The sequence below is a fragment of the Chryseobacterium scophthalmum genome (genome assembly GCF_900143185.1).
GTDB classification, from domain to species: domain Bacteria; phylum Bacteroidota; class Bacteroidia; order Flavobacteriales; family Weeksellaceae; genus Chryseobacterium; species Chryseobacterium scophthalmum.
The window spans coordinates 351,839-378,330 of sequence record NZ_FSRQ01000001.1; the positions used below are offsets into that span (position 1 = coordinate 351,839).

Here is a 26,492-nt window from a genome sequence, read left to right on the forward strand (position 1 = left end):
AAATTTATAAAAGATGAATTTTTCTATTCAACCTGTTTTAGAAAACGAAGAATATCAATTAATCCCCTTACAACAAGGGGATTTTGAGTTGTTGTACGAAGTGGCTTCAGATCCTAAAGTTTGGGAGCAGCATCCTAATAAAGACCGCTACAAAAGAGAAGTTTTTGAAAACTTTTTTAAAGGAGCCATGGAAAGTCAGGGCGCTTTTAAAATCGTAGAAAAATCTACCGGAGATATTTTAGGAAGTACCCGGTTTTATGATTTTGATGAATCCAAAAACAGCATTTTCATTGGCTATACTTTTTACGGAACAAATTCCTGGGGAAAAGGGATCAATCCACAGATTAAAAAAGTGATGCTGGATTACGTTTTTCAATTTGTAGATAAGGTTTATTTCCATATTGGAAAAGAAAATTTCCGTTCTCAGATTGCATTAGAAAGATTGGGTGGACAGAAAATTGCCGAAGAAGAAGTCGCTTATTTTGGAGAACCGACCAGAACCAATTTTGTGTACGAAATAGCAAAAGAAAATCATTTTAAAGTTGATTAAACTTAAATAAATTTTCTCGTAGATTTAGTCGATTACGCTGATTAATTTTAGGAATTAAAATCTGCTCAATCAGCTAAATCTGCGAGAGAATAATTAAATAAAAATATAATCGTGAAAAAATATAAAATTCAGAAATCACCATTTGTAGTTCCTACAACCGATGGAAAATTAATTGAAGAACATTGGGGAAATTCAACCCAGAATTCAAACATTTCTATTGCACACATGGTTGCTCCGCCAGATTGGAGTGAACCTCATCAAACTCCGGAATTTGATGAATTTACTATCATTATTTCAGGTAAAAAACAATTTGAAATTGACGGAGAAGAGGTGATTTTAGAAAAAGGACAAAGTATTTTGATTGAAAAAGGAGCAAGGATCCGTTACAGCAATCCGTTTTCAGAACCTTGCGAATATATTGCAATTTGTCTTCCGGCATTTTCGATGGATTTGGTGAATAGAGAAGAAGAAATAATTTAAATATGGCGTTACAAATTTGCCCAAAGTGTAAAGAAAACTCTTTTACATGGTTTATCAACGGAAAGACTAATTTAATAAGTTGGAGTTGTTTTAATTGCGATTACGAAGCAAAAGAAGACGAAAGTGATGAATGTGTCTGTGAAAATTGTGAAGAGAAAACAAAAAAGAAATTGAAAGATAAAGAATCAGAATACTGGTGGTGTTCTAATTGTAATACGATCAGTGATTTATAAACAGAAACAACCTCAGTAAATGAGGTTGTTTTTTAATTTATTGGAGTTCAATTATTTCAAAATTTCTTTCAAAAATAAAAGCGTATGATTCCAGGCTCTTTTTGCCATCACAGGATTATAATCGGCTGATTTTGGGTCAGTAAAAGTATGTTTTGAATTAGCATACGTAATGATTTGCCAATCTGCTTTGCCGTCATTCATTTCTTTAACTAGATTATTGTAATCTTCCGGCGTCACACTTTTATCTTCTGCAGGATTTTCTACTAAGATTTTAGTTGAAATAGCTTCATTCGGCCTCGATTGGTCTTTTCCAATACTTCCATGAATGGAAACAACGCCTACAACAGGCAATTTTTCTCTCGCAGATTCCAAAGCACCGGTTCCGCCAAAACAATAACCGATTACCGCAATTTTATCTGAAATCGCTCCGTTTTTCTTCAATTGTTCTAAAGCTAAAGAAATTCTTTTCTGATAAGCTACATAATCTTTCTTGTAAAATCCGGCAGTTTTTGCAGCAGAAGCATTGTCAGTCGGAATATTTCCTTCTCCATAAATATCTGCTATAAATGCGATGTAGCCTTGTTTTTCTAAATCTGCTGCTGCAGTTTTTGCTTCGTCATCAATTCCTTTCCAGGCTGGAAGAATCAAAACTCCGGGAAGTTTTTTTCCGGCATTGGAGGTTACCAAACCATTCAGTTTTTGCGAACCATCCTGATAAGACACAGGTTTTAAATTCTGACTGAAAATAGTTCCTGAAGTCATAAGAAATGTTGATAATAATATTGAACGTATCATATTTTGTAATTTAATTGAAACCCAAATTATCCTAATGTTTTTTCATAAATATCACGAATAATGTCTGTGTAATTAGTGAAAATATTTGTGATATTAGTGTTTGAAAATTTAATCAAATTTTACGCCTAAATTATTCAGCTCAGTTTTCAAATCTGTTTCAGGTTGAATATGAATCGTTTTAAAGCCCAAAGTTTTCGCCATCTCAATATTTTTGAAATTATCATCAATGAAAACCGATTCATTGGCTTCCAACTGGTATCTTTCCAATAAAACATTCCAGATTTTAGGGTCAGGTTTAATCAATTTTTCTGTTCCTGAAACCACAATTTTCCCATCAAATATTTGAAAGAAATCATAGTTTTCCAAGGCATAAGGAAAGGTTTCTTCAGACCAATTGGTTAATCCAAATAATTGATAGGAAGTATTTCCCAGTTTTCTCAGAATTTCTACATTTTGAGGAATGTCGCTTTTCAGCATAACCGTCCAGTTATCATAATAGGCTCTGAGTTCTTTTTCCCATTCCGGAAATTTTTTGATCTGAACTTCGGTTCCTTCTGCTAAAGTTCTTCCTCTGTCTTGCTCGATATTCCATTCATCCTGAGCAATATTTTCAAGGAAATATTCCATTTTTTCATCATCATTAAAATAAGTTTTGAAAAAATATCTTGGATTCCAATCCATCAAAACACCTCCAAAATCGAATACTATATTTTTAATTTCCATACTGATATTTAAATTTATCATACAAAAATCACAAAACTTTTTTACTTAAACACCCTAAAACAGATAAGTTTATAAAAGTTTAACATTCAAAAATAATTGATTATTAAATTGAAATTATTCAGGCTTATAAAACTGGTATTGTTCGTTTTCGTAATAGGCATTAATGTGTTGCAAACCGTTCGTTAAAATAATTTCAGAAGCGCCGATAACAGAATTGTATCTTGCAGTCTGCTCAAATGTTTTTTCGGTCAATTTGATTTGTGGCGCTTTACATTCAATTAAAATTTTTGGTTGCGCTTTTTCTGTGATTAAAAGGTCAATACGCTTCGTTAAACCATTCAGAACAATTTTTTTTTCGGTAATTAACGCAGAAGTAGAGTAGGATTTCACGGTGAGATAATAGTGAACCCAATGCTGACGAACCCACTCTTCGGGAGTGAGCAAAAGGTAAGTTTTACGAACCAAGTCATAAATAAAAAACTTATCTTTGTCTTTCTTGAATTTAAAATCAAAAGTTTCCTGAAAGTTCAGTTTTGGAAGTTCCATTTATATGATGAAAGAATTAGATTTAATCCTCAAAAATATTAAAAATAAAGAAGTTTTACCGATTTATTTTTTCCACGGAGAAGAACCTTACTTTATTGATGTTGCTGTAAAAGCCCTTGAACACGACTTTCTGGAGGAAGACGAAAAAGCTTTTAACCAAACAGTCACTTACGGAAAAGATACAACGTATCAGGAAATTCTTTCTTTGGCGCGACAGTTTCCGATGATGGGTGATAAGCAGGTGATTATTGTAAAAGAGGCGCAGGATTTGAAATTTAATGATGAAGAAAGCAAAGCTTTAGATGCGTATGCAGAAAATCCGGTTGCGTCAACAGTTTTGGTTTTTGCCCATAAGCATAAGAAGCTGGACAGCCGAAAAAAGGTTACCAAAACTTTAACAAAGCTAAATGCGCTTTTTCTGAGCGAATCTTTAAAAGACCATACGCTTCCCAAATGGATTGCTGATGAATGTCTCAGATTAAAGATAAAAACAGCCCCGAATATTTCTAACCTTTTGGCAGAATATCTTGGAAATGACCTTTCCAGAATCTCAAATGAGTTAGGAAAACTTAAAATTATTTTAAAAGAAGGTCAACTTTTAGACGGTACCATCGTTGAAAACCACATCGGAATAAGCAAAGAATTCAATGTTTTTGAGCTTCAGAAAGCTTTAGGATCGAAAAACGCCAATGCTGCGTTCAGAATTGCCTATTTTATGGGAAAAAATCCTAAAAACAATCCTTTTGTAATGCTTCTTTCCAGTTTGTATAATTATTTTTCTAATGTAATTATTTACAATACAATGATTGGGCAACCGCAACAAGTAATTGCTACGCAAATGGGTATCAATCCTTATTTTATTAAAGATTATGCAGAAGCGGCGAGATTGTATCCGCTAAAACATTCTACCCGTGTTATTTCTATTTTAAGAGAATTTGATATGAAAGGAAAAGGTTTGGGAGCCGTAAATATGGATGATGCAGAATTGATCAAAGAATTGGTTTACAAAATTATCAATGTAGATAAAATTAAGATGAAAGTGTAGTTTTTGTTGTTGGTTGAAAGTTCTTAGTTGCTGGTGTAAAATCTGTCAACCAAAGAATAGCAACGATTAACAATTGAATATTCACATATTAAACATTGACAAGTATCATTAAATTTACTTTAATAAAACATTAAAAATTCCGAAATTAGCATCCTTGAAATTGATAAATAAATTATGGAAGAAAATATTTTAGATTGTGTGATCGTTGGGTCTGGGCCTTCTGGTTTTACAGCAGCAATTTATGCAGCAAGAGCAGACTTAAAACCTGAATTATATACAGGTTTGGAACCAGGTGGACAATTAACTACAACAACAGAAGTTGATAATTTCCCGGGATATCCTGCAGGAATTACCGGTCCAGAAATGATGATGGATTTGCAGAAACAAGCTGAAAGATTCGATACCAAAGTACATTACGAAATGATTACCAAAGCTGAATTTTCAAAAGAAGTTGGCGGTATTCACAAATTGTATGCAGGAAATAAAGAAATTTTAGCTAAATCTGTAATTATTTCTACCGGAGCTACTGCAAAATATTTGGGTCTTGATGATGAGAAAAAATACAATGGAGGAGGAGTTTCTGCATGTGCAACGTGCGATGGATTCTTCTACAGAGGAAAAGATGTTGTGGTTGTTGGAGCAGGTGATACCGCAGCTGAAGAAGCTACTTATCTTGCAAAATTGGTGAATAAAGTTACGATGTTGGTAAGAAAAGGTGAGTTCAGAGCTTCAAAAGCAATGATCCACAGAGTAGAAAACACACCGAATATTGAAGTGAAATTTTACCATGAATTAATTGGTATTGAAGGCGAAAATAATCTTGTAGAAAGAGCAGTTGTCATCAACAATCAGACTCAGGAAAAATCTACTGTAGATGTTCACGGAATTTTCATTGCAATCGGACACAAGCCAAATACAGATATTTTTGCTGGTCAAATCGATTTGGATGAGAATGGATATATTGCTACTGAAAAAGGCTCTACAAGAACAAATCTTCCGGGAGTTTTTGCCGCAGGAGATGTTCAGGATCACATCTACAGACAAGCGATCACAGCTGCAGGAAGCGGTTGTATGGCGGCAATGGATGCAGAAAAGTATCTTGCTGAATTACATTAATTATTAAAATTAATTTATAAAACAAAAAAACGTACTTCTATGAGGTGCGTTTTTTTGTTTTCAATCTGTGTTTTTCTTTGTGTTAATCAATGTTTGAGAAAATAATTGCTCTGATTTTTAGTTGATTATTAATTTTTGTTAAAATTTGTAGTAAAAATATTTTGACATAATTGAAAAACGTTCTATATTTGCACCACTGAAAACAACGATACAATCGGAGTTTAAGGAGAGATGGCAGAGTGGTCGATTGCGATAGTCTTGAAAACTATTGACTGTAACAGGTCCGGGGGTTCGAATCCCTCTCTCTCCGCAGAGTAGGAAAACCAAATTTTTCAAAAACGCTCAAAAATCTATTAAGAAGCTGTAATTTAATTAATTACAGCTTTTTTGTTTTTTTGTGATCATCGCAAAATTTACATAAATGCATGTATTTAAGTAGTGATAAACATGGCAAAGTATTTTTTACAAAAAATGAGTGCCACATTTAATTTAATTAACTGTATATTAGATGGTTAATTATTTTAACATCTCGCCATGACCACACATTATTCCCATCCTATCCTAGTTTGCTATATAAATTTCGTGTTATTTCCCAACCATTTATTGGGTCAAGATTTCTTTAAATTCAAAGAAGTATCACAGTTTTTAGGATTCTGCTTGAATTTTAAAAGTTTTACCAGCTTTTTCATAAGTGGAAGCTTATCTTTTCCCGAAGTCGAAAGATCAAAAACTGATGAGCTTTGTACGAAGGACAAAGCTTGCTATCATTAGTAAACTTCAGAGCGAAAGAAGTGGGGAAAAGTACGGTTTTTATAAAGCCTCAGCTTCTGATTAAAAGAAGTTCCCGTAACCCATTTGCCATTACGCGAAATCTGAATTTTTACAGACAATCTATTCCTGCTATTTCTTTTTGTAAATTTTATTTTATCATTTTATAGACTGAAGTTTATTTTTTAATCATAAAAGATGTCGTTATAAGAGCTTCCGAATGTTCGTCTTCGTACGCTCCTGTAGTTTAAATCTGAATTTTTATGTTCCTCTCAATATTCGTCTTATTTAACCATGTATTTCTCATTTATATGATAAAATGTGTGGTTAAATCAAAATTTATGTTTAATTTTAATTTATATATATAATTCCCGTTTTCATGATAAATACGATTTTTTATAATGAAGAAGAAATAAAACATATTAATAAAAAAACACTGTCAATTCTTTATTAAAGGAAATATTCTTTGTAATATCTCTAAAGTTGAGGATTAATCTAACACAACCATGAAAATTAAACTGTACCTGTTGATGCTAATGTAAGTTTCATTACACTTCTGCACAAAAATTAGCCACCAATGATAATGTCTTAAGCTATTTCAATACATACTAGAAGAAATAAATAGCGTTTATTACAATATTTGAATTTTAAATTCAAAAAAAAATTTTCAAAAGAAATTATACGTCACTGAGAAATTGATTTAGAAAAGTTAGCAAATAGCGACTTCTGAGAAATTAGAAATAATCAAAATGCTGCTATAAAATAATTCAGTAAAGGTATAATCCAATAAAACCAAGATAGAAAAGAAATTTATTTAATATTTAAAAACAATTACAATTTCATGTCATCACTCTACGAAGTCGGTGTTATAAAACGCCAAGAATCAAAAATTAAAATCAGTGTTCAGGTTATTCATCCCGATAGCAATTACATTACTGATTCGCCGGGATTCGCATTAATGTTGCTTTACCATAATGTTAATAACGATTCTCCTATAAAAAAGGAAGTTGATTTTGATGATACGCTTGATGAAGTATGGATGAAAAAAAATGCATACGCTTTTATTAAGTCAGTGGATTTGAAAATGAATAATCCAAATAAAAAAGGATGGAAAAAAGGAGTTCTAGATATTACGGTAACGCATCCAGCTTGGTTAGAACATCTGAAAGATATTGATCATTGGGATTCGGCAGCATTTGATCCGACAGATGACTATATTATTTGCGAGCCCATACTTCCCATTGAAGAAGAAGTTATTTCCATTGACAATTTAGATCTGACTTCAAAAAAAGGTTTTATGCCCATCTGGAAATATATGATACCAGATTCCCTGCTTAAAACCCAGAAAGATATTTTGTGGTTTCCCACATTGGGAGAAAAATATTACAAAGAGTCTGATAGGGTGATTTCCGATCTGTCTGATGAAAATCTGCAAAAGTGGGAGGGAACTCTTGTGAGAACAGCAAAATCGTGTGGTATTTTATTCAAACGTGAAACGGATTGGGGAATCATAAGTTGTAGCCGAGGAAGTATGGCATCTTCATATATAGACGGCGAAATGACTCAAATGGTTTTGAATCCAAAGAAAAAGAATGGTTATACAAGCTCTCCCAAATCTATTCTGATCTGGGGCCGGCCTGTTGTTTATGAAATACTAATCAATGGTGATACTATTTCTTTTAAATTAATGATCATGAGCGAAGATAATGACCGCATATTTCTGGAAACAAAAATGAGTGTGTTGAAGTTTATGCTAAAGCGATTCGAATCCTTTTCTGGTAATGAATACAATATAGTGAGCCCTTTGTGTGAAAAAATGAACACTATTATGAAAGAAAAAAACATTAAAGATACTCATACGCTTTATCTCAGACACAAAGAGATTGCCGAACAGTTCATTGTGAGCTCAAGAATAGACAAAATCAGGGATGTACCTTATCCGGAATTTTACCAATTGAAGAATGAAGAAATTATGGATCTGTATTCTTTTGAAAAGTGGCCAGCTTATGAAATATCGGTTAAGATAACAGATGCAAAATGGCTTGAACAATATCCAAAAGAGCCATTTTCTTATATCTTTAGTGAATATGATTAATAATAACTAAAACTTAGCAAAAAAATAAACATGGAAAAAGCAGAAAAACTATCAGGCGATCAGCTTAAGGAAGTAAAAGAAATCCTCGCCAATACAGCAGTATCGGAACTGGAAGATGGAGAAGATTTTGTTGATTTGGCCTACACTAAAGTAGAATTTGGATATATTTATCTGAGAGAAGATCATTATGAATCACTATTCAAAATAGTAACAGATAGGAAGACCGCATTTTTTGCAGCACAGCGTGGAAGTCTCATGCGTTTACAAGATACATTTACAGAAGAACAGTTTCAAGGTATGACTCAGCAGATGAAGCAATTTCATGGGGACTGGCTATAAAATAAATTAAAAAATGCAGAAAAAATTCGAAAAAGATACAAATGGCGTTTTGCTTATTTGTTCTAAAAAAGGTCTAAAAAAGTACTTTTCAAAGAATACATTTAATTACAACTATCCGGACGGGATTCTTCCTCTCATCAATAATGGTTCGGTCATCGCATTAACAACGGAAAGCAGCGAAGATATAAAGGGAGAACTGATTAATCTTTCCATGAATGATTATAAAGGATACAAATTATACGGAGAACAAAATTTCTTCATTGAAGAGGAAGATGAAATTTACATACTGTCGCACTCCGAGTTTACACAAATATGCAGTAATCATCATGGAGAAATTGATGCGTTTAATTTTTGGGATAAAAAAATCGTGGTCGATAATCTGAGAGCAGGTTGGGCAACTGCTTTCATACATTGCAAAATGCGTAGTGACAGTATGTATTTGCGAACAATTATTCAACTTATTTATACGAAAGAACGTTTCCCATATCCGGAAATATCATCTATTCCAAGATTTTAATAAAACTATGAAAAACAACTATTTAAGCTCAAAAGAAGCTCAGGAAATGATTGCTGAACTTTCTGAACAAATGGCCGAATTACCGGTTGAAGGACGTAACTATCATTACGAGTCTTTCAAAAATGAATATGGAAGCTCTTCCACCAGCGGCATTTATTTTTACGAAAATGGAGTATATCATAATGACTTTCATGTAGGCAAATACGATAAGGAAGAAATTAGCGAACATCTTGATAAATTTCAGGACTACGAATTTTCGGATCTGTTAGACTTTTTTCCGGTACATTCTAAAATAAAATTTACGTTTAAAAAAGGTGAACCTATTAATGCTGAAAGATACAGCGTTCCTATGTTGCTTGAAGACATTAAAAAGGAAATTGAAGACACATACCCGAAGTATAGAGAGAATGATAATGTTTTTGTGAAATCGGAAGCTTTGATTTATTTTAAAAAAGAGGCAGATGAAATCGGAATGTTTATAGATTCAACATATCATTACAACGACAAAATGAGATCTTTTGGGCATTTTGCAGGTCGTGATGAGATGCTTTCAATATATCATCAGCTAAACGAAAAAATAGAAAGTTTATACCTTATCTATGAAAATAGTACGATAAAAGTACAGTCGCATCCTGCATTCGAGGAATATGGATTTGAGCCTTTAACGGTATCTAAAATTGAATTAGATCCGCAATATAAAAGACAAAAAGAAACTTCGGCAGAATGCAAAAAGCTGAGACATGATTTTTTCAGCTCTTTAGGGAAATTGGATGAAGGTATTATTTATCTAAGAGTGGGCGGATTTAGAAACCATTCATGGCCGCAAGGTAGATCAGGACATAATTCATGTAAAATGAGAGTTATTCATGCTCCTGAATCTACTATTCTCATTACAGATGGGCTTTCAGATACTTACAAAGATTTTTATTATGGTAAAAATTCTGAATATAATGGAATCGGGGCAGAATTTTATATGGAATTTCATGGCAATATTCCGTATGACATTATTCATAAACATTTTGCTGTTGCACTTGTCAATAGTGTTTCTCAGATTGCAATCGGACATGGTGATTTTAAGGTATTAATGGAAAACCACGGAGAAACCACTGTAGAATTTACTGAAGAAAATATAGAACTTTGGATCAACAGAGAAAATAAAGCCAATCACAATGTATCAAGCTTTTTGAACGCAAAAGATTTTATGAAAAATGATAGTTTCGGAGTTTTGTTGGGTTCGGAATCAAAGACTGTTCCTCAAAAGCTGAAACTGAACTTAGAAGAAATTTTGTTGATTTCAATTAAACCTATTGAAAATAAGTGGTTAAAAACAACAAAAGTTAGAAGTAAAAACGAAGCAATTGCAAAAGTAGCAAGAGAAGAAATCATACAGGAATGGAAAGAAAGTGGAGAAATGAATTTGGTTCCATTGACTTATCAAAAAGAATATATTGAAACTTCACCAGGATCAGGAGGAATGAAGCTTGTTCCTATATTTCCTTTTTAAAAACAATTAATCATTCAAGCCTATTCTGATTTTTTGGAATGGACTTCATTATGAATTCAAATTCAAATTCAAAACAAAAAATCGTGAACATAGAAAATCAAATTAACCAAGAGCTAGAAAGAAAAATTGATGAGGTTTTAATCTCGTTAGAAGAACAAGAAGAACGGAAATTTTATGATAGCTTAGACTTTCTTGGTGATGTAAAATACGAGACAAAATTGTCTACAAAAACCATCAATCAAATTATTGAAGCTATAAAGTATGGTCTAAACCGAGATTATAAAATATTTAAGCCTTATCGAGCAATCTATATTTTGATTAGAGAATTAGCTCCTTTACATGCAAAAGAAATTGCTTCCATTCAGGAAGAGATCACTAATTATCTGAATGATGATATTGTGGAGTACGAAGATTTTACATCTGCCTTGTACTTTTTCAGCCAAGCATGGGAAGATTTAAAATCTGATTGGAATGCAGAAAATAAAGCTGCTATTATCAAAAATCTTATTGAAATTATTGAAGACGAATACGAATCGGATGGACGTTTTGATGCATTTGTTGCCGATGATGTTTTGCGTGCCCTCATCATTATAGGAAAAGATGATCTTAAAGCACAGGAAACAATAAAATGGGTTGAAAAAGTCTTGGACGAAGATGAATGGGAATAAATGTTAAATAATAAAATAATGCAATACTATTTTATAAAACACTCTATCAATCCCGGAGATAAATATGTAAGCTTTGAAGCTGATGGTAATTTAGAATTAGCATTAGAAGGAAAACCTTTTAGAAAAATTTTTTATCATGGTGAATTTGAGACAGATTTTATTTCAGGTTATTACGGATTTTCAGGCAAAGCCAAAGATTTTTTCCTGTCTTTACATATTCCGCATTTAGAATTTGTAGCTGTAACGGTGCACCACATCAAATGGGAAGAATCGATGGAAATTTATCTGATGAAAATAAATAAAGAAATTGATGCAGTAGATTATGAACAATCAGACTTATTTCAATTAAGTGACAAACATATTCGTGGAATAGATAAGTTGGTATTTGTAAAAGATATTAACGAGTCTGTTTTTAAATTGAAAAACCTTCATCACAGTATAACAGTTAGCGAAACTATTAAAAACAAAATAACAGAACAGGGATTAAAAGGATTTGAATTTATTCCCGTTGAAAAATACAGATTTTAAAATATGGAACAAATAAAAGAGCTTCAAGAGTTGAATGTATTCTTGAAGACAACATTAGAGTCATTAAGTACCAAAATTACCGGAGAACTTGTGCAGATTCTCAACGGAACAGCAATTAAAATGCTATCTGGTTATGATAAAAATGATATTGCGACTTTCAATTTTGAATATCGTAATGAATGGTTGTCAATTGTATTTTTCGGCTCTAACTCTCGTGGTGTAACAATTACGGAAGACATTAGCCTTTTGTTCCACGAAATAAACGAATACACTGCAAAATTGCAAAATGTTATGGATGAGGTGGATGAGATGGAAGAAGATTTTGAAGGCGATACAGAAGAATGGGAAGATATGATGGAAGAATACCGTGAGGAACAATCAAGTATTTATGACGATTGGTTCATCAACTGCTGGAAAGAAGCACAAAATCTGACGCAAAACGTTACTCCTACTTATTGGTCTGATGAAGTGGATTTAGGTTTGGAGCTCCAGATTTTCGAAATTGTAGAAATCAACAAGAATCAGTCGAATATTCGATATTATTCACACTAAAAAACTAAACAAATAACAATCATAAAAACTATTTAAAGCAATGGGATTATTTAAAAAGAAAGCAAAAAAGGAAGAAGCACCTAAAAGCAATTTGCTGTTGGCAATGCCGATGTTTAATAACGGAGAAACATTTGACACAGATAAAGTTATAGAATATCTTTTAGCTGATTGGGGAATTGAAGCTACAGATATCGATGGCTCTTCAGGAACAGTTAGTTTCACTGTTGAAGGAGAAATGGTTATACTGGCAACTGTGTCTGCACATATTCCATGGGGTGATATTGAGGGAACGGCAAAATACGCATACAATTGGTCAACCGCAATAGCAGATTTGGAAAATCATAATTCACACGCTATTGTAACAATAATGTCTAGTAACACCAGTACCAAAGAACGTTTTGCAATTTTAACGAAAGTTTTAACAGCCATTCTTGCGACAAGCAATTGTATTGGGATATACCAAGGCACTCAATCTTTGCTAATTCCAAAAGACCAATACCTCGACAGTGCAGAAGCATTAAAATCAGATTTGGTTCCGCTGGATTTGTGGGTTTACATTGGTATACGAAGAGGAGAAGGGAGCAATAGTGCTTATTCGTACGGATTAAAGGCTTTTGATAAACTTGAAATGGAGTTTGTAAACGCTCCGCTTGATTTGAGAGAGTTGCACACTTTTTTAAGTCAGATTTGCGGTTATGTCGTCAAAAGTAATGTAACCTTTAAAAATGGCGAGACCTTAGGTTTTACTGCTGATCAGAAAATTAAAATTGTGCAATCAAAAGGGATATTTGTAGAAGGAGAATCATTTAAATTAGAATTGTAAGTTTTTAATAATATTTTTTTAAACTAATTAAAATTTAACCGCAAAAGATTCAAAAGCAATTATTGATTCAGAAATTCATGCGATTTAGAGAACAAGGTTTAGCAAAAGAATAAAAATCAAAGATTTTAAAAAAACTTAGGTGTTCTTATTAGCAGATTGTTAATAAACTTAAAATTCTAATCTGTTAATCTTTTGTCACTTTTGTGGTTAAAAAAATTAAACAAGTTCAATTTAAAGAAAAGTGTAATGCATTGAAATAACTACTAATCAAGAAACTAAAAAAAATAAAATGACAATCCTGAAAAAAATAATATGGTACAATATGTTTGACCTTGAAATAAGAGGAAAGGATGTACAGCTTGCCAAAAAAGGAACTTCTATGGTACTTGCAGCAACGGTTCTAATATTTATTATAGATTATATTTTATGGAATTTAAAGTTCATAAGCAAAAGCCTTTCTGATGACGCGTTCGAAACAATGAATTTTTTTGGAGCAAGCTTCTTAGGTAAACTACTAGGACTTTTATCGATCGGATTATTTTACCTTTTTATTTTTGTAATGATGGGCAGAAAAAGTTTTTTTGAACAAACACTGCAGGAATACGAAGAAATGTCCATGATACAAAAAGACGAAGTCGCAAAGAAGGGAAAATATTTGATTGTAGTACCCATGTTATTATCTATATTATTGCTAATCTATATCATCTTTTTTAAACTAAAATAATGGAAAAAGCAAAAGAATTTATTTTAGAATTTTTAGATAAAGAAGCTGAATGTTGGACAAGATTAAATTCAAATGAGCTTGATGCTTTCAATCAGGCGGTAAGAGAATTTCGAAGTATGGTAATAGAGGGAGTTGAAAAAGGAATGGGAATTTCCGAAAGGATTGATTTTGGAATTTTTAAGAGAACTGAAAAAGAAATCGCGGAAAATCCTTTAATCAATAAATCCCGTCATTTATACAAGCTCAGTGCTTACAAAAATAAAATGTATGTTGAGATCTGGGTAGGTATGTTTCTACTAAAAATCCTATTGGTGAGCCAAATAAAAGTGTTTTTCTAATGGCTTCATTATGAGTGAAATTGATAATGAATTTAAAATTATCGGAATAATGGGTGTGAAATTGAATAATTTAACAATGAATGTGACAGGCTGGAAAGGAAATATTTATAATCATTCAGGTTTAGATATTAAGAAGCGAGGCAAATTTGTTTCTACAGAGCGCTATTCTGAGCCGGATAACCGAGATGATTTTTCATTGAATGAGTATTTGAAAGATAAATAAGAAGTTCTAATTAAAAAAAATCTATCAATGATTATGGAAATTGAATTACAAAGAAAATTAGGAGCGATGATTCGTGCCGTTAAAGATATTAGTAATGTCATTAAAACGCTTGATGAATACCCAACAGAAATAAATTTGGTTGGTGGCACGCCATTAAACCATGCAATAAATCGTGGCAGGTATGAAATTGTAAAATATATAGTAGAAAGAGGGGCGAATGTTAATGATTTATATGACAAAAATTATTCTCCCTTAATGTCTGCAGTAAATGGAAAAAACATAGAAATGGTTAAATTATTATTAGAGAATGGAGCTGATGTTAATCTAAAAGATAAATATGGTAATGATGCTTTATGGAAAGCAGTATTTAACTATAACTTTGAGATTGTAAAATTACTGGTTGAAGCGGGAGCAGATCCTTTCAAAGCAGATAGTCATGAAAATTACAGTAATTATGATGGTGCAAAAGACCTTATGCCCGTAACAGGTGAAATTATTAATTATTTTGACAGTTTAAAATAGTTCTTAACTCCTTAGATATTAATTAAAATTAAAATCATGAATTATACCTTAGAAGACGTTAAGAATTTTATTTTAGAGTTTACGGAATTGGAATATCAGTTTAGATTAGGTCAATTTGATAACTCAATAACAGACGAAGAATGGTATGTCTTAGTTGCAAAATTGGAAAATTGTTACAGTGAAGAATTTGGCTATTACGCAATTATAACTGCATATAGAGATGAATCTTTAATGACCAAAGAATTATATAATAATAATAAGAAGAATCTTAAAAAAAGAAGATTGTTTTTAATTAGAAAATATGAAAATCCTAAATTTGGAAAAGGTATATATAATGCGGATTCTGGTTTAGTTTTTTCTGCTTTATTAGGTGCAGAATCAAATAATATTAGGTCGGAAATATATCAGAGTAATTTGAGTGTTGGGATTGTTAATGGGGAATTAAAAATAATAACCGAAAGAGATCTAAATTCTGAAAAGAGAAGAAAAGAAGAAGTTATCGAATGGATTTATAATAAAAGATCCAATGTTTATACAGAAGGCATCACAATAAAAAAAGACGGTACATTAATAGAAACACTAAGAATTGTCGAACCGGAACATCCAACTTGGATAGCAGATTACAATCAAGGATAATTTATATAATTGTTTAATGGGAATATATTACGGACTTACAGCAAAAACAAAAGAAGAATTCAACACCAACCTTGAAAATCTGGTGAAGGTAATACAAAAACGAAAACACACGCTATCTGAAATTACGGATTTTGAAGGTTTTTTTAATTTCCTGCGTGCTTTTATAGCAGATGCAGATTATAGAAATCCTTTCTGGATTGACAATGAAACTACCGTTACCTCTGCAGAAATAGATAATCTCAGAAAGCACAATTACCCTTGAAGAGTATATTGAGTGGTGCGAAAAATACGGGCAATACAGTATAGGATTAGGTATAACATTGTCTTCTGTATCGGATGTTCTGAAGAATATTGCCAATGAATACTATGGTCTACAGGTAAAAAACAATTATGTATATTTTGCAACAGATGGATCCGGGAATGATTTTGCATTTGATGTTAATGAGCCCGGAAACAAAATACGAATCTTTGATCATGAAGGATATATTACCCCCGAATGGATTTCAAATATTTACAGTGAAGTTTTTGATTTTTACTTTGATGATGAAACAAACGAATATGTAAATCCTGAAAACCTTGACATTTCCATTATTTTTGATGAAAATGGTGAATATAGAGCTGATGCAATTTATATAAAAAACTATTTACAAACCGACGAAGCCAGTCAAATAGTTGGTACAAAAGGATTATTACCTTTTATGCTGGAAAAAGCCGCTGAAGGTATGGATGAGGTTATTAACTACTATTGTTTTGATATTGAAAAATTGGCTCTTTCCTATCAGGAGAAAGGTGAGCTAGAGGAAGCTTTTTTATTATATGATGCAATTTTAGAATCTCATACTCAAAAAGCATTAGCTTATAATAATCGGGCATATGAATTACGTACAGCAGGCATTCTGGATAAAAGCCTTGAATATATCGATAAAGCTTTAGTCCTTGAGCCCGAAAACGGTTTGTATAATGGCACAAAAGCGGAAATACTTTTCGACATGGGTAATGAAGATCTCTTTTTTCAAAGCCTGGAGCTTGCCCTTAAATTTGGAATGGAAGCAAACCTTATAGATGATGCTATGAAAGTAAAATACAAAAACGACAGCAGGTTTACGACAATCTTATCTCAATACGAATAATAATATGTTGTTTTTAACAAATATTCTATTACGGATAATGGGGTTAAAGAAAATAAAAGTTGTGCAAAAACTAAATTGCATTAAATCTAGAGGCGAAAGTTATCTGGTTTTTTATTGTAAATAATTTTAAAGATACTAGGATTAAATTAAAATCATTAGCAAAACAAATATGGAAAAATCACATTATTTAAAAACAGATTTATGAGACTAAATAAAATACATCAGGATTTAAAAGAATTGTATAAAGGCAAAGAAAGATTAAATACAATTTTAGGTGTTGAATTTAGTCATCAGGAAGAAGCTAAACTTTATACCAGAATATTACAGGTTGGACAATGGTATGTAGCTCCATTTTCTTTTGAAACCTATGATAGCTATGCTGTTAAATTAACGCCAAATAAAAGATTGTTAGACTCTCCTGTTTATTCAAGAAGCAGATGGGATCACTCTATTTTTTCTAATAATTTAGCAAATTTTTTGCCGATGAGACAGTTAAGAATGTTGGATACTTCAGATTTTGTCCAATATATTTTGGATGATTGGCAATTGCTTGAAGAACTTTCATTACCGTTCAGAGAATATACAGATAGTTTAGATTCTTTAGAATTTTTAAAGGAATATTTACATAACGAGGATAAATTGAAGTATCTGGAAAACCCTTCGGAATTTTACACCAAAGTATATATAGATTTTTGGAATCATTATTATAATACTCCTCAACAGAAAGAATATGTCGAATTAATGAATTCAATGGTAAAAGATAAGTCTTATCTTCCTGGTTTTGAAATAAAAGATTATGGTGTTTGGAATGCAAGAGTTTACAATGCTATTGGGCAAAAAGCTTATTCATATGATTTAATAGATTTGAGCGAACAAAACAAGATTCAATTTTATTGGCAAAGCTTTATTCAATCTCATGGCTTTGATGCTTCAGGCTATTCGTTTGAGATATTGCCCAATACAAATGCTAGAACTAATTTAGAATTTGATCTTATGTTAAGCCATTCTGATAATATTTATCTATTGCCTGAGAAAATACAAAGTCATCCATTATTTCTGCCATTAGAGAGAATAATAAAATCCTCAAAGTCATACAATGGAGACGCCCATATAGAAGCCGCAAAAACAATAGATGAAGAATTAAACGATCCTCTTATGGCATGGGATGCTTTAGTAAGTGCAGGATATTGGAGCGGTGTAAATTTTGGAATTCCTAATATGGACGCCTGGAAAGCAGCTATAGATTTATCTGAGAAGCATGACTGGAAAGAGATTCATGAGGTTTTAACCGATCAGTTAGAATTTTATAATCATTATAAAGATAAGGTTTAACGGAGCTTAGAAATATATTTAAAGAACATTTGAAAACTATTACAAAACAACATAATAAAATAAACCCATGGAATTTAAAATCACAGAATTATTTAAAAATTTAGAAATAGCAACCCAATCAGATTATTTTGAAGAGGTAGATATTAATTCTAATATTTTAGAAACTAATGAAGAAGAAGCTAACTTTGTGATTAATAAGTTTACTAAATTAGATTATGAGCAAGTAGCCAATAGATATTTGGATATTTTAAATATAGACAAATTTCATTTTCACTCTTGGTTTGAAATAGATGATTTTGCTTCTCAGGTAGAATTTTATATAGAAAATCTTTATCCAGGATTGTCACTATTAGATTATGATGCAAAACTTTGGTTTAAAGGTCAAACGCCTGAAGAAATAGCGCTGTGGAAGACCTTTCGTATTTTAGATACCCGACCGGAGATTGGTGATGGCAAATTAGCCGTTTACAGTATTCAAAATGGAATCGCTCCGCCTAATGAACCCGCTATTTATTATATTAACAAAGCATTAGCTTATAAAACCAACCTTACTTTTAATGGATATTTTGAAGCCGTTGCAGATATGCTGGGTATAGCAGATTGGCAATATCTTTTTACGGAAGTTTCATTAGAAGATTTAAAGGCGGATGGCATCTATAAGAATTTAAAAGAGTCATTGGAAGCATTGCAAAAAGCTTTTCCGGATAAAGACTACAGCCGTTATTTTAAACTTTTAGAAGAAAGGTAATACGAATCTATATCTTGTTTCGTATCCAGACAACACGAAATGAGAATAATTCTTTATACAAGACATTTGCTTTGTGAAAAATTAAATTTATTAGTTGAATAATTAATAAAGGCAATAGTTGAAATTATCAGTTGATATCCTTACCGATAATTTTCAAATGAAATAGAATTAATAATCAAACTTTTATTGAATGGTCTGTTTTATGCTATTGTATCTCTATCAAGAAATTAATAGAAAACAATTACACTAATAATATTTATCATGAAAAACTCTAATAACCCCGAAAGTATTCCAGGTATTAATAAAGAAATAGAGCGTCAGAAAGCTCTGAAGGCATTAGAAAAAGCCAAGTCTTTAAATAGGAAGGTGGTGTTTCTTGCGAAAGGAGCATCAGGTAATTTAAATCCTAATAATCTCTTTTAAGATATTCCACTTTAATCTTTTTAAGGATAAGAATTATTTATGAAGAAAATTTTTGTCTTAATATAAATTAAAAGCCCTGTATTGCAGGGTTTTTAATTTAATCAGAAGTTATTTTAATAAGGACTGAATTCCTAAATAAATGCTCAAACATAACTATATCTGATCGGAATTCATCTTTTTAGAAAAGGGTAGTAATGGTTCCGTCGCCTATTATTCCCGAATTATCTGAAATTACAAAATCCATTCCTGTATATAATTTTCTCAAGAATAAATCCGCGTTAATCAATGTAACATCAATCTTTTCAGAATCGCCTGGAAAAATGAGTTCCGTATGGGTAAATTCCTGAACTCCTATATACGCTACTAATTCAAAAGGAAACTTGAAAGAGGCACGGAAACCCGATGAGACAGGAGTAACCAATCCTCCTTTTTCTGTTGTATAATAATTAATCAATGCGGTAAAATGTACAATCTTTTTCATAATAATTTAGATCAGACAAAAGTAGAAAAAACGATTGAGAACAGTTTTAAGCAGAAACTTAGAACTTTAATAGTAATGAATAATTTACATATATTTAATAGAAAATATATTGCTATTGTCTCAACACTAGACTGAAAGTAGTTTTTCTACTCCTGAAGAAACATCATCCATATCAAAAGGTTTTGCGATGAACATATCTGCACCGGCACTGTTTGCTATTTCCTTACCATCAACGCTTGCAGATAGAATAATAACAGGCAGGTCTTTCAACTCATCAGTTGTTCTTATCGTTCTAAGCAATTGATCACCTGAAAGAACCGGCATCCAAAGATCCATGAGTAAAATATCAGGGTTAATGTTGCTTATTTGTTTAATAAGATTGGTACTGTTGTTTTCTAAAAAAACAGTATGGCCGTCAATCTCAAGCATCATTTGAAGAACCTCCAAGATGCTGTCATCATCATCACAGATCATTATTTTTTTACCTTGCATTTCTATTCTTTTTTCTTCTTAATAATTGGTAACGTAAAGTTAAAAGTTGATCCTGCACCAATTTCACTTTCAACCCAAAGTGTCCCATTGTGTTTGGCGATAATCTCGCGACATATATAAAGGCCTATTCCCATTCCGGGGAATTTTTTCTGAATATCTCTTGCCCTGAAAAATCTTTCAAATATTTTAGAATGATCCTGTTGACTGATTCCCATTCCATAATCTGTTACTGAAACTTTTACAAAATTTCCGACCCTGTTACAGTAGATATCAATTTTATCGGAGCCCGGTGAATATTTGATGGCATTCGAAATCAAATTATTGATGACTTGGGAGATCTGAAGTTCGTCACCAAAAATGGTAGCCTTCGTATTGCTGCTGATATTGATCGTGTAGTCTGTTGCAAGAGAAATATTCTCTACTGTATCATAAATAAGCGTATCAATCTGAAACTGTTCATTATGGATTTCTATATTCCCGGACTGTATTTTGGAAGTATCCAACAGTTCAGAAATCAGGTTATTAAGTCTGTTAACATTAAGGGAGACTTTTTCTAGAGTTGTCAAGAATTTTTCAGAGGCTTCTTCCGGAGCCATTCGAGTAAGAAGCTGTACAAATCCTTTAATTGTAGTTAAAGGTGTTTTTAATTCATGACTTGCAATAGAGAGAAAATCATCTTTTCTACGGTCAATTTCTTTTTTTTCTGTAATATCTTCAATAGCGATTAATATTCTGTCTTTATACTGCCCTTCAAACTCTATTCGGTAGGCGTTAACAAGCATAATTTTTCTTCCGATATATGGGAAATCGTGTTCTACTTCAAAATCGATAACGGGATTATTGGTAGGAAGAATTTTCATTAACAGTTCTTTTAAGGCCTCAATATTCCATTGGTGATTTCCCAATTCAAACAATATTTTCCCTACAGTATCTTCTTGTGTTACTTTAAATGAATTCAGGAAGTGAGTATTGGCACTTAAAACCCGGTAATCGGCATCAAGAACTAAAAGAGATTCTCTCACGGTTTGAATAATACTTGAAAGAAATGCTTCATTATCATGAAGTTCCTTGGTTCGTTCGAGGATTTTTTTTTCAGCCGATGCCTTTTCATCTCTTAATTCGTTTTCTGCTTTTTTCCGGTCACTGATATCATTTTGAACCCCAATGAAATGAGTAACATTTCCTTCATTATTCTTTACGGGAGATATAATAAGTTCATTCCAAAATAATTTACCATCTTTCCTGTAGTTTCTGATTTCCAAATGACATTCTTTACCGTTCTTTACAGCGTCCTTTATTTGTTCTCTTTCAGGCTGTGTGCGATCTTTTGCCTGTAGAAAACGACAATTGTGTCCGATAATTTCGTTATGAGCATATCCTGTAATGTCCTCAAAAGCTTTATTGCAATAGATAATAGGGTTGTCAGGCTGTTTGTTATCAGTAATTATTATTCCTGATTTTGCGGAGTTTAATGCCTGAAGATAAATGTTATTATCGAGATTGTCATTGATAGAGTTTAGGTGGTCGTATATTGTTTCCAAATCTTCCTATTTTAATTAAATAATTGAAAAGCACAGCTGCATGTCTGATTTCATTTTATTTAAAGTTTATTCCAAACTTAACCAAAATTTAAGCCATATATAAAAACTAAAAGTAAAGAAATTCATCATTTTTCAATTTTATTACCTATTTATATTGTTCCTCAACCTCTATAAAGAATTATAATTTAATTAATAAAAACCTTAATTATAAATTATTCTGTTAATGAAAAGAACTTTTCTGGTCTGGGTTAAAAGAAAATATAATAAATTTGCAATTAATACGTTATAGTAATATACAATCCGGTAATGCACCGGAAATTTCAACTTTCTTCTTATCTCAACACCAGATTTAGCATATCAGTTTGTTCGCTTTAAGTAGATCAAATATGATATCTATGTCACAAAAAATAAAATTCTCATCCGCTTCAGGTTCTCGTTTTTATGCAACAGTCAGGAGTAGGGTTGATGATTTTTTCAATCAACGTCAGGTAAGCCAACATGCAAATAAGCTCATGTGGGGTAAGACAATATTTTTCCTTTCAGGCTTCACAGGGATATATCTTTTAATCATCTCTGGAATTTTACCTATTTGGACGCTCATTCCACTAGCTATTTTATTGGGCATGTTCAGCGCCTTTGTAGGTTTCAATGTTTGCCATGATGCTATACATGGTGCACTTTCAGGAAATAAAAAAGTAAATAAACTGTTTGGCTTTATTTTTAATCTTATTGGTGCTAATCCTTATGTTTGGAGTATCACCCATAATGTTGTTCACCACACCTATACCAATATTCCCGGACACGATGAAGATATTGAAGTAGCGCCAGGATTGATACGTATTGCTGCCGAAGACGAAGTGAATTCTATCCAGCGATATCAACATTGGTACGCATTTCCGCTCTATAGCTTGGCATCATTGTCATGGGTATTCCGTAAGGATTATCTGAAGTTTTTCCAGAAAAAAATTGGTGCGCATCAGAGCAAGCATCCTAAATTGGAGTATTTCAATTTATTTTTTTATAAAGCGCTTTATTATTTCCTGTTTATTATACTTCCGTTATTAGTGCTGGATGTGAGTTGGTGGCAGTTTTTAATTGGTTTTCTCTTGTTGCATATCGCCGAAGGATTAACAATGGGTCTGGTTTTTCAGTTGGCTCACGTTGTGGAAGGTACCGATTTTCCAGTGCCTAATGGAACCGGACAAATGGAAGAGGCTTGGGCGGAACATCAGATGCGTACAACTGCAAACTTTGCAACCCATAATAAACTTGCCGCATTTTTTCTTGGTGGACTCAACAGGCAGATAGAACATCACTTGTTTCCTAAAGTCTGTCACATCCATTACGGTGAGATATCCGTTATTGTAAAAGAGACTGCAATGGAGTTCAATTTGCCTTATATTGAAAATAAAAGTTTTCTTTCTGCCCTTCGCTCACATTTTTTAACACTTAAAAAATTCGGTAAAGAGTCGATCATGAAATAACTTAAGATTAATTATCCAAAAATTACTGAGGGAATAAATATTAAATACCTTTATTTAAGCAGCTTTAGATTTGTTCGTGTATTTTTTGTGATGGTCTTTTTTCAATTGCTCCAGAAAGTAGATCAGCGAAATTTTACATGATTTTTGAAAATAGGATTCGAATTCACCTGCGGAATGGTATCCGCACATCGATCCAAGATCAGCAGACTTGTAGTCTCTGTATTTCGGGTGGTTGAATAATTTTTTTATGATAAAATCAATTCTTAATCGGTGTAAATATAATTCGGCGCTGACTGATTCATGTTTCATAATCACTTCCTGTAGATATTTGAATTCAATATTCAGGTCGTTTAACAGAGTTTCTAATGAAGTTTCTTTGTCAAGAAATTTCTCGGATTGTTTAAAGTGGTTTAATCCTTCGAGAATTCTTTTCTCCATACTTGTTGCATACATTTTCTGAAAATCATTTTGAATGAGAAGGTTATCAACTGGCTTTGAAACGGAAGAATCTCTACTTTCTTTCTGCACCTTTTTCTTGTAATCGTTTGATAGATTATTTACAAGTTTTCGGTATCTTTTTCTAAGAATAAAATTTCTTCTCTTATTAACAATAAATATTCCTGCAGTAAGTGCAAGGAATCCATTGATTTGAAACTGATGTAAAGCATATTTTTGCGCTAAAGAGAATGATTCAACAAATCCGAATACGTTGTTATCTTGACCATGTAATAAACCTGCATGGAAAATAGAGTAAATGCCAGTCATGAAAAATTTACATTTCATAAGATAGGTAATATTAAGTGATAAAAATTCAGATTAATTTTTGATATACAATTAATGAACCAAATTGGTAAATTCAGATTATCTTATACAAATAAAACATAAATAATCTTTTATTTGTAAATAGTTGCACGTATTTTTATCAACTCTACAAATGAGTTGATGATTTTTTAAACAGCGATTTGAAACAACTAATTGGAGGCTGAAATATTGAGTAAAAAAGTATTATTTACTTCCAGCTTTTAACAGACTATTGTTATAATTTTTACTGTTAATCGGTAAGCTTTTCTCCGTTGATAGGCAGTACAAAAGAGAATACAGTATTTTCATTCTTAGAGCTCTGAACTTCTATTGTACCGTTATGCAGTTCGATAATTTCTTTACAAAGATAAAGTCCGATACCAAATCCCGATGTACTTCTGCTGTTAATATCTTTCACCCGATAATAACGTTCGAATATCCGTTCCTGATCTTCTCTGGATATACCGATTCCCTGATCTTGGACATTTATTTTTAAGCTGTTGTTATCTGTTGTAAGATATTCTACGGTAATTGAGGTGTTAATAGGAGAGTACTTAATCGCATTTCCAATAAGGTTATGGAGTACCTGCGATATTTTATCGCGATCTGCAAATAAGGTTAAGGAGCCAGATGTTTTAAAAATAAAATTACGCGTATGATTGGTTGAAAGAACCTCATGCTCAATTTCAGTGAATAATATTTGGAGATCAAATTCGGTTTTTTCTATATGCATCTGCCCGGAATCAAGTCGTGAAACATTTAGAAAACCATTAATCATACTGTTCATATAATCCACCTGCTTTACAGATTTCTCTAACATATTCTTTTGTTTAGAGTTTTCTATATTTACCTCTGTCCGTTGTAGCAGTTGAAGATATGCCTTTAGTGAAGTAAGCGGTGTTTTAAGTTCGTGGCTTACCATTACCATAAAATCGTCTTTTCGCTGTTCCTCTTTTTTTTGTTCAGTGATATCTCTAAGAGTACCGTTTAGACTTAACGCATTGCCTTCTTTATCATAAAAAACTCTTCCGTTCGCTTGCAGCAGTCTTACCTTTTTATCGGTATTGTTTTGAATTCGATACTCTATAAAATAATGACCATCAGAGTTCTTGCTTAAAGAATGTGTAATAGCATCAATTACCCCATCTCGATCTTCAGGAAGGATAACTGCCAATGCAACGGAAAGATCTAAATTTTCTTCTGACGACAGTCCAAACCAATTTTTAAGAAGGGTATTTCCTGAAAAAAGGTTGGTTGCAGGCTGGTAATAAAAAGTAGCAAGTTCTCCTGCATCGATAGCCAAAGCGAGCATTTGTTGATCGTTCTCATTCTTCCGACGCTCTAAAACCTGCTGAGTAATCTCCTCAAGAATAACAAGAACACCCGAAACAGTTCCATCTTCTGAGAGTATGGGTTGGTATATAGAATTGACAATAGCCTCTCTCAGTCCATCACCATCGAGCAACTTAACTGTAAATTCCGTATTAATTTTGGGTTTACCGCTATTATAGACTTCTTTAAGCCAGATATTAACGGGTTGTCCCTGCAATTCAGGACGGGCTTTTTCATGCGGAAAACCAATGACTTCAGATTCTTTGCGACCCCAAATATTGAGAATGGCTGGATTTGCGATTTCAATAATATGCTCATGACCTTTCAGCATCGCAATTCCAACCGGAGCCTGCTCAATAATAGTTCGGATATATTCCCTGTTATGAGCGAGCTGCTTTATAGAACTACTGAGCTCTTCGTTGGTTGAGGTAAGCTCTTCCAATGTTGCAGTCATTTCCTCATTGAGCGCATGTTCCCTTTCTTCTTTCTCTCGTATTTGCTGTAAAAATTCACGACGTGATGTTACATTAAGTGCTGTATTGAGTATGCACCATGTTTTATGATGTTGATCGGTAAGTGCTTTATATTCATAATCAAAATAATCAAGCACCTCTTCTCCATTTATGATAAGTTTAGCTGGAGCTTCAGATACTGAATAGGTTTTACCTGAACGCCAAACCTCCTGTAACAGCTCTAAAAAAGGCTGACCTTTCAGTTCAGGAAGTGCTTCCATTAAGGGTTTACCTATTACAGAGGAATCTTTACCCCACAGCTCCAGCATGCCCGCATTTGCAAAACGGATGACCATATTTTCCCCTGAGTAGATGGAGGTCGGTGCTGGAGAGGAAGCCAATGCTTGAAGAATTAGATCAAGATTGAAACTGTTATCGGTTAAGTTTTCCTGAGTTATCATAAATATGGCAAAGATATGGAAAGTCCGTTTATTGTGATCAAATTATGGTATATGAAATGCCGGAAAAGTTAATGATGAGAAGTGTTTTTG

Annotated in this window: 32 protein-coding genes and 1 tRNA gene; 25 read left to right on the plus strand and 8 right to left on the minus strand. The window is 32.5% G+C overall.

What is annotated here, in order from left to right; genetic code table 11:
* Positions 1-13 precede the first annotated feature (13 nt).
* The 3 genes from BUR17_RS01500 (at position 14) to BUR17_RS01510 (ending at position 1,263) form a co-directional block, all read left to right on the plus strand.
* Positions 14-550, plus strand: coding sequence for a GNAT family N-acetyltransferase (locus BUR17_RS01500; RefSeq protein WP_074228238.1), 537 nt, complete (start codon positions 14-16; stop codon positions 548-550).
* Positions 551-661: 111 nt separating this feature from the next.
* On the plus strand, positions 662-1,030 hold the full coding sequence (locus BUR17_RS01505) for a cupin domain-containing protein (RefSeq protein ID WP_074228239.1): 369 nt from the start codon (positions 662-664) through the stop codon (positions 1,028-1,030).
* A 2-nt stretch (positions 1,031-1,032) separates the two neighbouring features.
* Entirely contained in the window at positions 1,033-1,263 is a 231-nt protein-coding gene (locus tag BUR17_RS01510; protein WP_074228240.1) for a hypothetical protein, read from the plus strand.
* Between the two features lie 51 nt (positions 1,264-1,314).
* Here BUR17_RS01510 and BUR17_RS01515 read toward each other — a convergent pair whose 3' ends face one another.
* From BUR17_RS01515 to BUR17_RS01525, 3 genes are all read right to left on the minus strand, one after another.
* On the minus strand, positions 1,315-2,058 hold the full coding sequence (locus BUR17_RS01515; RefSeq protein WP_074228241.1) for a dienelactone hydrolase family protein: 744 nt from the start codon (positions 2,056-2,058) through the stop codon (positions 1,315-1,317).
* Positions 2,059-2,166: 108 nt separating this feature from the next.
* The gene (locus tag BUR17_RS01520) at positions 2,167-2,781 is read right to left on the minus strand and encodes an HAD family hydrolase (RefSeq protein WP_074228242.1); all 615 of its coding nucleotides are present in this window, start codon (positions 2,779-2,781) and stop codon (positions 2,167-2,169) included.
* A 114-nt stretch (positions 2,782-2,895) separates the two neighbouring features.
* Complete coding sequence (locus BUR17_RS01525; protein ID WP_066682126.1) at positions 2,896-3,327, minus strand: type I restriction enzyme HsdR N-terminal domain-containing protein; 432 nt, start codon at positions 3,325-3,327, stop codon at positions 2,896-2,898.
* Between the two features lie 7 nt (positions 3,328-3,334).
* Between BUR17_RS01525 and holA the strand changes: the two genes are divergently transcribed.
* From holA to BUR17_RS20830, 21 genes are all read left to right on the plus strand, one after another.
* The gene (gene holA, locus BUR17_RS01530) at positions 3,335-4,372 is read left to right on the plus strand and encodes a DNA polymerase III subunit delta (protein ID WP_074228243.1); all 1,038 of its coding nucleotides are present in this window, start codon (positions 3,335-3,337) and stop codon (positions 4,370-4,372) included.
* Positions 4,373-4,546: 174 nt separating this feature from the next.
* Positions 4,547-5,488, plus strand: a complete 942-nt coding sequence (gene trxB, locus BUR17_RS01535; RefSeq protein ID WP_074228244.1) for a thioredoxin-disulfide reductase — start codon at positions 4,547-4,549, stop codon at positions 5,486-5,488.
* Positions 5,489-5,713: 225 nt separating this feature from the next.
* Positions 5,714-5,798 (plus strand) — tRNA-Ser (locus BUR17_RS01540).
* A gap of 1,299 nt (positions 5,799-7,097) precedes the next feature.
* Positions 7,098-8,351, plus strand: coding sequence for a hypothetical protein (locus BUR17_RS01545; protein ID WP_074228245.1), 1,254 nt, complete (start codon positions 7,098-7,100; stop codon positions 8,349-8,351).
* Between the two features lie 30 nt (positions 8,352-8,381).
* Positions 8,382-8,690: a hypothetical protein gene (locus tag BUR17_RS01550; protein ID WP_074228246.1), complete on the plus strand. Its 309-nt coding sequence runs from the start codon at positions 8,382-8,384 to the stop codon at positions 8,688-8,690.
* A 13-nt stretch (positions 8,691-8,703) separates the two neighbouring features.
* Complete coding sequence (locus tag BUR17_RS01555) at positions 8,704-9,207, plus strand: hypothetical protein (RefSeq protein WP_074228247.1); 504 nt, start codon at positions 8,704-8,706, stop codon at positions 9,205-9,207.
* Positions 9,208-9,214: 7 nt separating this feature from the next.
* Positions 9,215-10,711, plus strand: a complete 1,497-nt coding sequence (locus tag BUR17_RS01560) for a hypothetical protein (RefSeq protein ID WP_074228248.1) — start codon at positions 9,215-9,217, stop codon at positions 10,709-10,711.
* 83 nt (positions 10,712-10,794) lie between these two features.
* Positions 10,795-11,379, plus strand: coding sequence for a hypothetical protein (locus tag BUR17_RS01565; RefSeq protein WP_143747506.1), 585 nt, complete (start codon positions 10,795-10,797; stop codon positions 11,377-11,379).
* A gap of 18 nt (positions 11,380-11,397) precedes the next feature.
* Complete coding sequence (locus BUR17_RS01570) at positions 11,398-11,907, plus strand: imm11 family protein (protein WP_143747507.1); 510 nt, start codon at positions 11,398-11,400, stop codon at positions 11,905-11,907.
* A gap of 3 nt (positions 11,908-11,910) precedes the next feature.
* Positions 11,911-12,459: a hypothetical protein gene (locus BUR17_RS01575; RefSeq protein ID WP_074228251.1), complete on the plus strand. Its 549-nt coding sequence runs from the start codon at positions 11,911-11,913 to the stop codon at positions 12,457-12,459.
* Between the two features lie 40 nt (positions 12,460-12,499).
* Positions 12,500-13,282, plus strand: coding sequence for a DUF4261 domain-containing protein (locus BUR17_RS01580; RefSeq protein ID WP_074228252.1), 783 nt, complete (start codon positions 12,500-12,502; stop codon positions 13,280-13,282).
* 289 nt (positions 13,283-13,571) lie between these two features.
* Positions 13,572-14,006 carry a hypothetical protein gene (locus tag BUR17_RS01585; RefSeq protein ID WP_074228253.1) on the plus strand — a complete coding sequence of 145 codons (435 nt, stop codon included), beginning with the start codon at positions 13,572-13,574 and terminating at the stop codon, positions 14,004-14,006.
* Complete coding sequence (locus BUR17_RS01590; RefSeq protein WP_074228254.1) at positions 14,006-14,344, plus strand: hypothetical protein; 339 nt, start codon at positions 14,006-14,008, stop codon at positions 14,342-14,344. The genes BUR17_RS01585 and BUR17_RS01590 overlap by 1 nt, the downstream gene beginning before the upstream one ends.
* A gap of 10 nt (positions 14,345-14,354) precedes the next feature.
* Entirely contained in the window at positions 14,355-14,567 is a 213-nt protein-coding gene (locus BUR17_RS01595) for a hypothetical protein (protein WP_074228255.1), read from the plus strand.
* Positions 14,568-14,600: 33 nt separating this feature from the next.
* Complete coding sequence (locus tag BUR17_RS01600) at positions 14,601-15,089, plus strand: ankyrin repeat domain-containing protein (protein ID WP_074228256.1); 489 nt, start codon at positions 14,601-14,603, stop codon at positions 15,087-15,089.
* A gap of 36 nt (positions 15,090-15,125) precedes the next feature.
* Positions 15,126-15,725 (plus strand): hypothetical protein, encoded by a 600-nt coding sequence (locus tag BUR17_RS01605; protein ID WP_074228257.1) that lies wholly within the window; start codon positions 15,126-15,128, stop codon positions 15,723-15,725.
* A gap of 16 nt (positions 15,726-15,741) precedes the next feature.
* Entirely contained in the window at positions 15,742-15,987 is a 246-nt protein-coding gene (locus BUR17_RS01610) for a hypothetical protein (RefSeq protein ID WP_074228258.1), read from the plus strand.
* 58 nt (positions 15,988-16,045) lie between these two features.
* The gene (locus tag BUR17_RS01615; RefSeq protein WP_074228259.1) at positions 16,046-16,855 is read left to right on the plus strand and encodes a hypothetical protein; all 810 of its coding nucleotides are present in this window, start codon (positions 16,046-16,048) and stop codon (positions 16,853-16,855) included.
* Between the two features lie 201 nt (positions 16,856-17,056).
* The gene (locus BUR17_RS01620; protein ID WP_074228260.1) at positions 17,057-18,187 is read left to right on the plus strand and encodes a hypothetical protein; all 1,131 of its coding nucleotides are present in this window, start codon (positions 17,057-17,059) and stop codon (positions 18,185-18,187) included.
* Positions 18,188-18,254: 67 nt separating this feature from the next.
* Positions 18,255-18,935 carry a hypothetical protein gene (locus BUR17_RS01625; RefSeq protein WP_074228261.1) on the plus strand — a complete coding sequence of 227 codons (681 nt, stop codon included), beginning with the start codon at positions 18,255-18,257 and terminating at the stop codon, positions 18,933-18,935.
* A gap of 261 nt (positions 18,936-19,196) precedes the next feature.
* Positions 19,197-19,358, plus strand: a complete 162-nt coding sequence (locus BUR17_RS20830) for a hypothetical protein (protein WP_167594289.1) — start codon at positions 19,197-19,199, stop codon at positions 19,356-19,358.
* Positions 19,359-19,536: 178 nt separating this feature from the next.
* Here BUR17_RS20830 and BUR17_RS01630 read toward each other — a convergent pair whose 3' ends face one another.
* The 3 genes from BUR17_RS01630 to BUR17_RS01640 all read right to left on the minus strand — a co-directional run bounded on the left by BUR17_RS01630 (position 19,537) and on the right by BUR17_RS01640 (position 21,872).
* Entirely contained in the window at positions 19,537-19,839 is a 303-nt protein-coding gene (locus tag BUR17_RS01630; RefSeq protein WP_074228262.1) for a hypothetical protein, read from the minus strand.
* 126 nt (positions 19,840-19,965) lie between these two features.
* Entirely contained in the window at positions 19,966-20,331 is a 366-nt protein-coding gene (locus BUR17_RS01635) for a response regulator (RefSeq protein WP_074228263.1), read from the minus strand.
* A 2-nt stretch (positions 20,332-20,333) separates the two neighbouring features.
* Positions 20,334-21,872 carry a PAS domain-containing sensor histidine kinase gene (locus BUR17_RS01640; protein WP_228418571.1) on the minus strand — a complete coding sequence of 513 codons (1,539 nt, stop codon included), beginning with the start codon at positions 21,870-21,872 and terminating at the stop codon, positions 20,334-20,336.
* A 395-nt stretch (positions 21,873-22,267) separates the two neighbouring features.
* On the opposite strand from BUR17_RS01640, the gene BUR17_RS01645 reads away from it, so the two are divergent.
* Entirely contained in the window at positions 22,268-23,356 is a 1,089-nt protein-coding gene (locus BUR17_RS01645; RefSeq protein WP_074230186.1) for a fatty acid desaturase family protein, read from the plus strand.
* Between the two features lie 54 nt (positions 23,357-23,410).
* On the opposite strand, the gene BUR17_RS01650 is transcribed toward BUR17_RS01645, so the two are convergent.
* Both BUR17_RS01650 and BUR17_RS01655 read right to left on the minus strand, forming a co-directional pair.
* Entirely contained in the window at positions 23,411-24,121 is a 711-nt protein-coding gene (locus BUR17_RS01650; RefSeq protein ID WP_143747508.1) for a hypothetical protein, read from the minus strand.
* Positions 24,122-24,407: 286 nt separating this feature from the next.
* Positions 24,408-26,402, minus strand: a complete 1,995-nt coding sequence (locus BUR17_RS01655) for a PAS domain-containing sensor histidine kinase (protein WP_074228265.1) — start codon at positions 26,400-26,402, stop codon at positions 24,408-24,410.
* Positions 26,403-26,492 lie beyond the last annotated feature (90 nt).

Coding starts and splice junctions, on each gene's coding strand:
- BUR17_RS01525 (WP_066682126.1), bottom strand. CDS start 3,327: ATGGAACTTCCAAAACTGAACTTTCAGGAAACTTTTGATTTTAAATTC.
- BUR17_RS01610 (WP_074228258.1), top strand. CDS start 15,742: ATGGGAATATATTACGGACTTACAGCAAAAACAAAAGAAGAATTCAAC.
- BUR17_RS01545 (WP_074228245.1), top strand. CDS start 7,098: ATGTCATCACTCTACGAAGTCGGTGTTATAAAACGCCAAGAATCAAAA.
- BUR17_RS01510 (WP_074228240.1), top strand. CDS start 1,033: ATGGCGTTACAAATTTGCCCAAAGTGTAAAGAAAACTCTTTTACATGG.
- BUR17_RS01520 (WP_074228242.1), bottom strand. CDS start 2,781: ATGGAAATTAAAAATATAGTATTCGATTTTGGAGGTGTTTTGATGGAT.
- BUR17_RS01515 (WP_074228241.1), bottom strand. CDS start 2,058: ATGATACGTTCAATATTATTATCAACATTTCTTATGACTTCAGGAACT.
- trxB (WP_074228244.1), top strand. CDS start 4,547: ATGGAAGAAAATATTTTAGATTGTGTGATCGTTGGGTCTGGGCCTTCT.
- BUR17_RS01600 (WP_074228256.1), top strand. CDS start 14,601: ATGGAAATTGAATTACAAAGAAAATTAGGAGCGATGATTCGTGCCGTT.
- BUR17_RS01630 (WP_074228262.1), bottom strand. CDS start 19,839: ATGAAAAAGATTGTACATTTTACCGCATTGATTAATTATTATACAACA.
- BUR17_RS01560 (WP_074228248.1), top strand. CDS start 9,215: ATGAAAAACAACTATTTAAGCTCAAAAGAAGCTCAGGAAATGATTGCT.
- BUR17_RS01570 (WP_143747507.1), top strand. CDS start 11,398: ATGCAATACTATTTTATAAAACACTCTATCAATCCCGGAGATAAATAT.
- BUR17_RS01575 (WP_074228251.1), top strand. CDS start 11,911: ATGGAACAAATAAAAGAGCTTCAAGAGTTGAATGTATTCTTGAAGACA.
- BUR17_RS01550 (WP_074228246.1), top strand. CDS start 8,382: ATGGAAAAAGCAGAAAAACTATCAGGCGATCAGCTTAAGGAAGTAAAA.
- BUR17_RS01590 (WP_074228254.1), top strand. CDS start 14,006: ATGGAAAAAGCAAAAGAATTTATTTTAGAATTTTTAGATAAAGAAGCT.
- BUR17_RS01580 (WP_074228252.1), top strand. CDS start 12,500: ATGGGATTATTTAAAAAGAAAGCAAAAAAGGAAGAAGCACCTAAAAGC.
- BUR17_RS01585 (WP_074228253.1), top strand. CDS start 13,572: ATGACAATCCTGAAAAAAATAATATGGTACAATATGTTTGACCTTGAA.
- BUR17_RS01555 (WP_074228247.1), top strand. CDS start 8,704: ATGCAGAAAAAATTCGAAAAAGATACAAATGGCGTTTTGCTTATTTGT.
- BUR17_RS20830 (WP_167594289.1), top strand. CDS start 19,197: ATGAAAAACTCTAATAACCCCGAAAGTATTCCAGGTATTAATAAAGAA.
- holA (WP_074228243.1), top strand. CDS start 3,335: ATGAAAGAATTAGATTTAATCCTCAAAAATATTAAAAATAAAGAAGTT.
- BUR17_RS01500 (WP_074228238.1), top strand. CDS start 14: ATGAATTTTTCTATTCAACCTGTTTTAGAAAACGAAGAATATCAATTA.
- BUR17_RS01650 (WP_143747508.1), bottom strand. CDS start 24,121: ATGACTGGCATTTACTCTATTTTCCATGCAGGTTTATTACATGGTCAA.
- BUR17_RS01595 (WP_074228255.1), top strand. CDS start 14,355: ATGAGTGAAATTGATAATGAATTTAAAATTATCGGAATAATGGGTGTG.
- BUR17_RS01620 (WP_074228260.1), top strand. CDS start 17,057: ATGAGACTAAATAAAATACATCAGGATTTAAAAGAATTGTATAAAGGC.
- BUR17_RS01625 (WP_074228261.1), top strand. CDS start 18,255: ATGGAATTTAAAATCACAGAATTATTTAAAAATTTAGAAATAGCAACC.
- BUR17_RS01655 (WP_074228265.1), bottom strand. CDS start 26,402: ATGATAACTCAGGAAAACTTAACCGATAACAGTTTCAATCTTGATCTA.
- BUR17_RS01635 (WP_074228263.1), bottom strand. CDS start 20,331: ATGCAAGGTAAAAAAATAATGATCTGTGATGATGATGACAGCATCTTG.
- BUR17_RS01605 (WP_074228257.1), top strand. CDS start 15,126: ATGAATTATACCTTAGAAGACGTTAAGAATTTTATTTTAGAGTTTACG.
- BUR17_RS01645 (WP_074230186.1), top strand. CDS start 22,268: ATGTCACAAAAAATAAAATTCTCATCCGCTTCAGGTTCTCGTTTTTAT.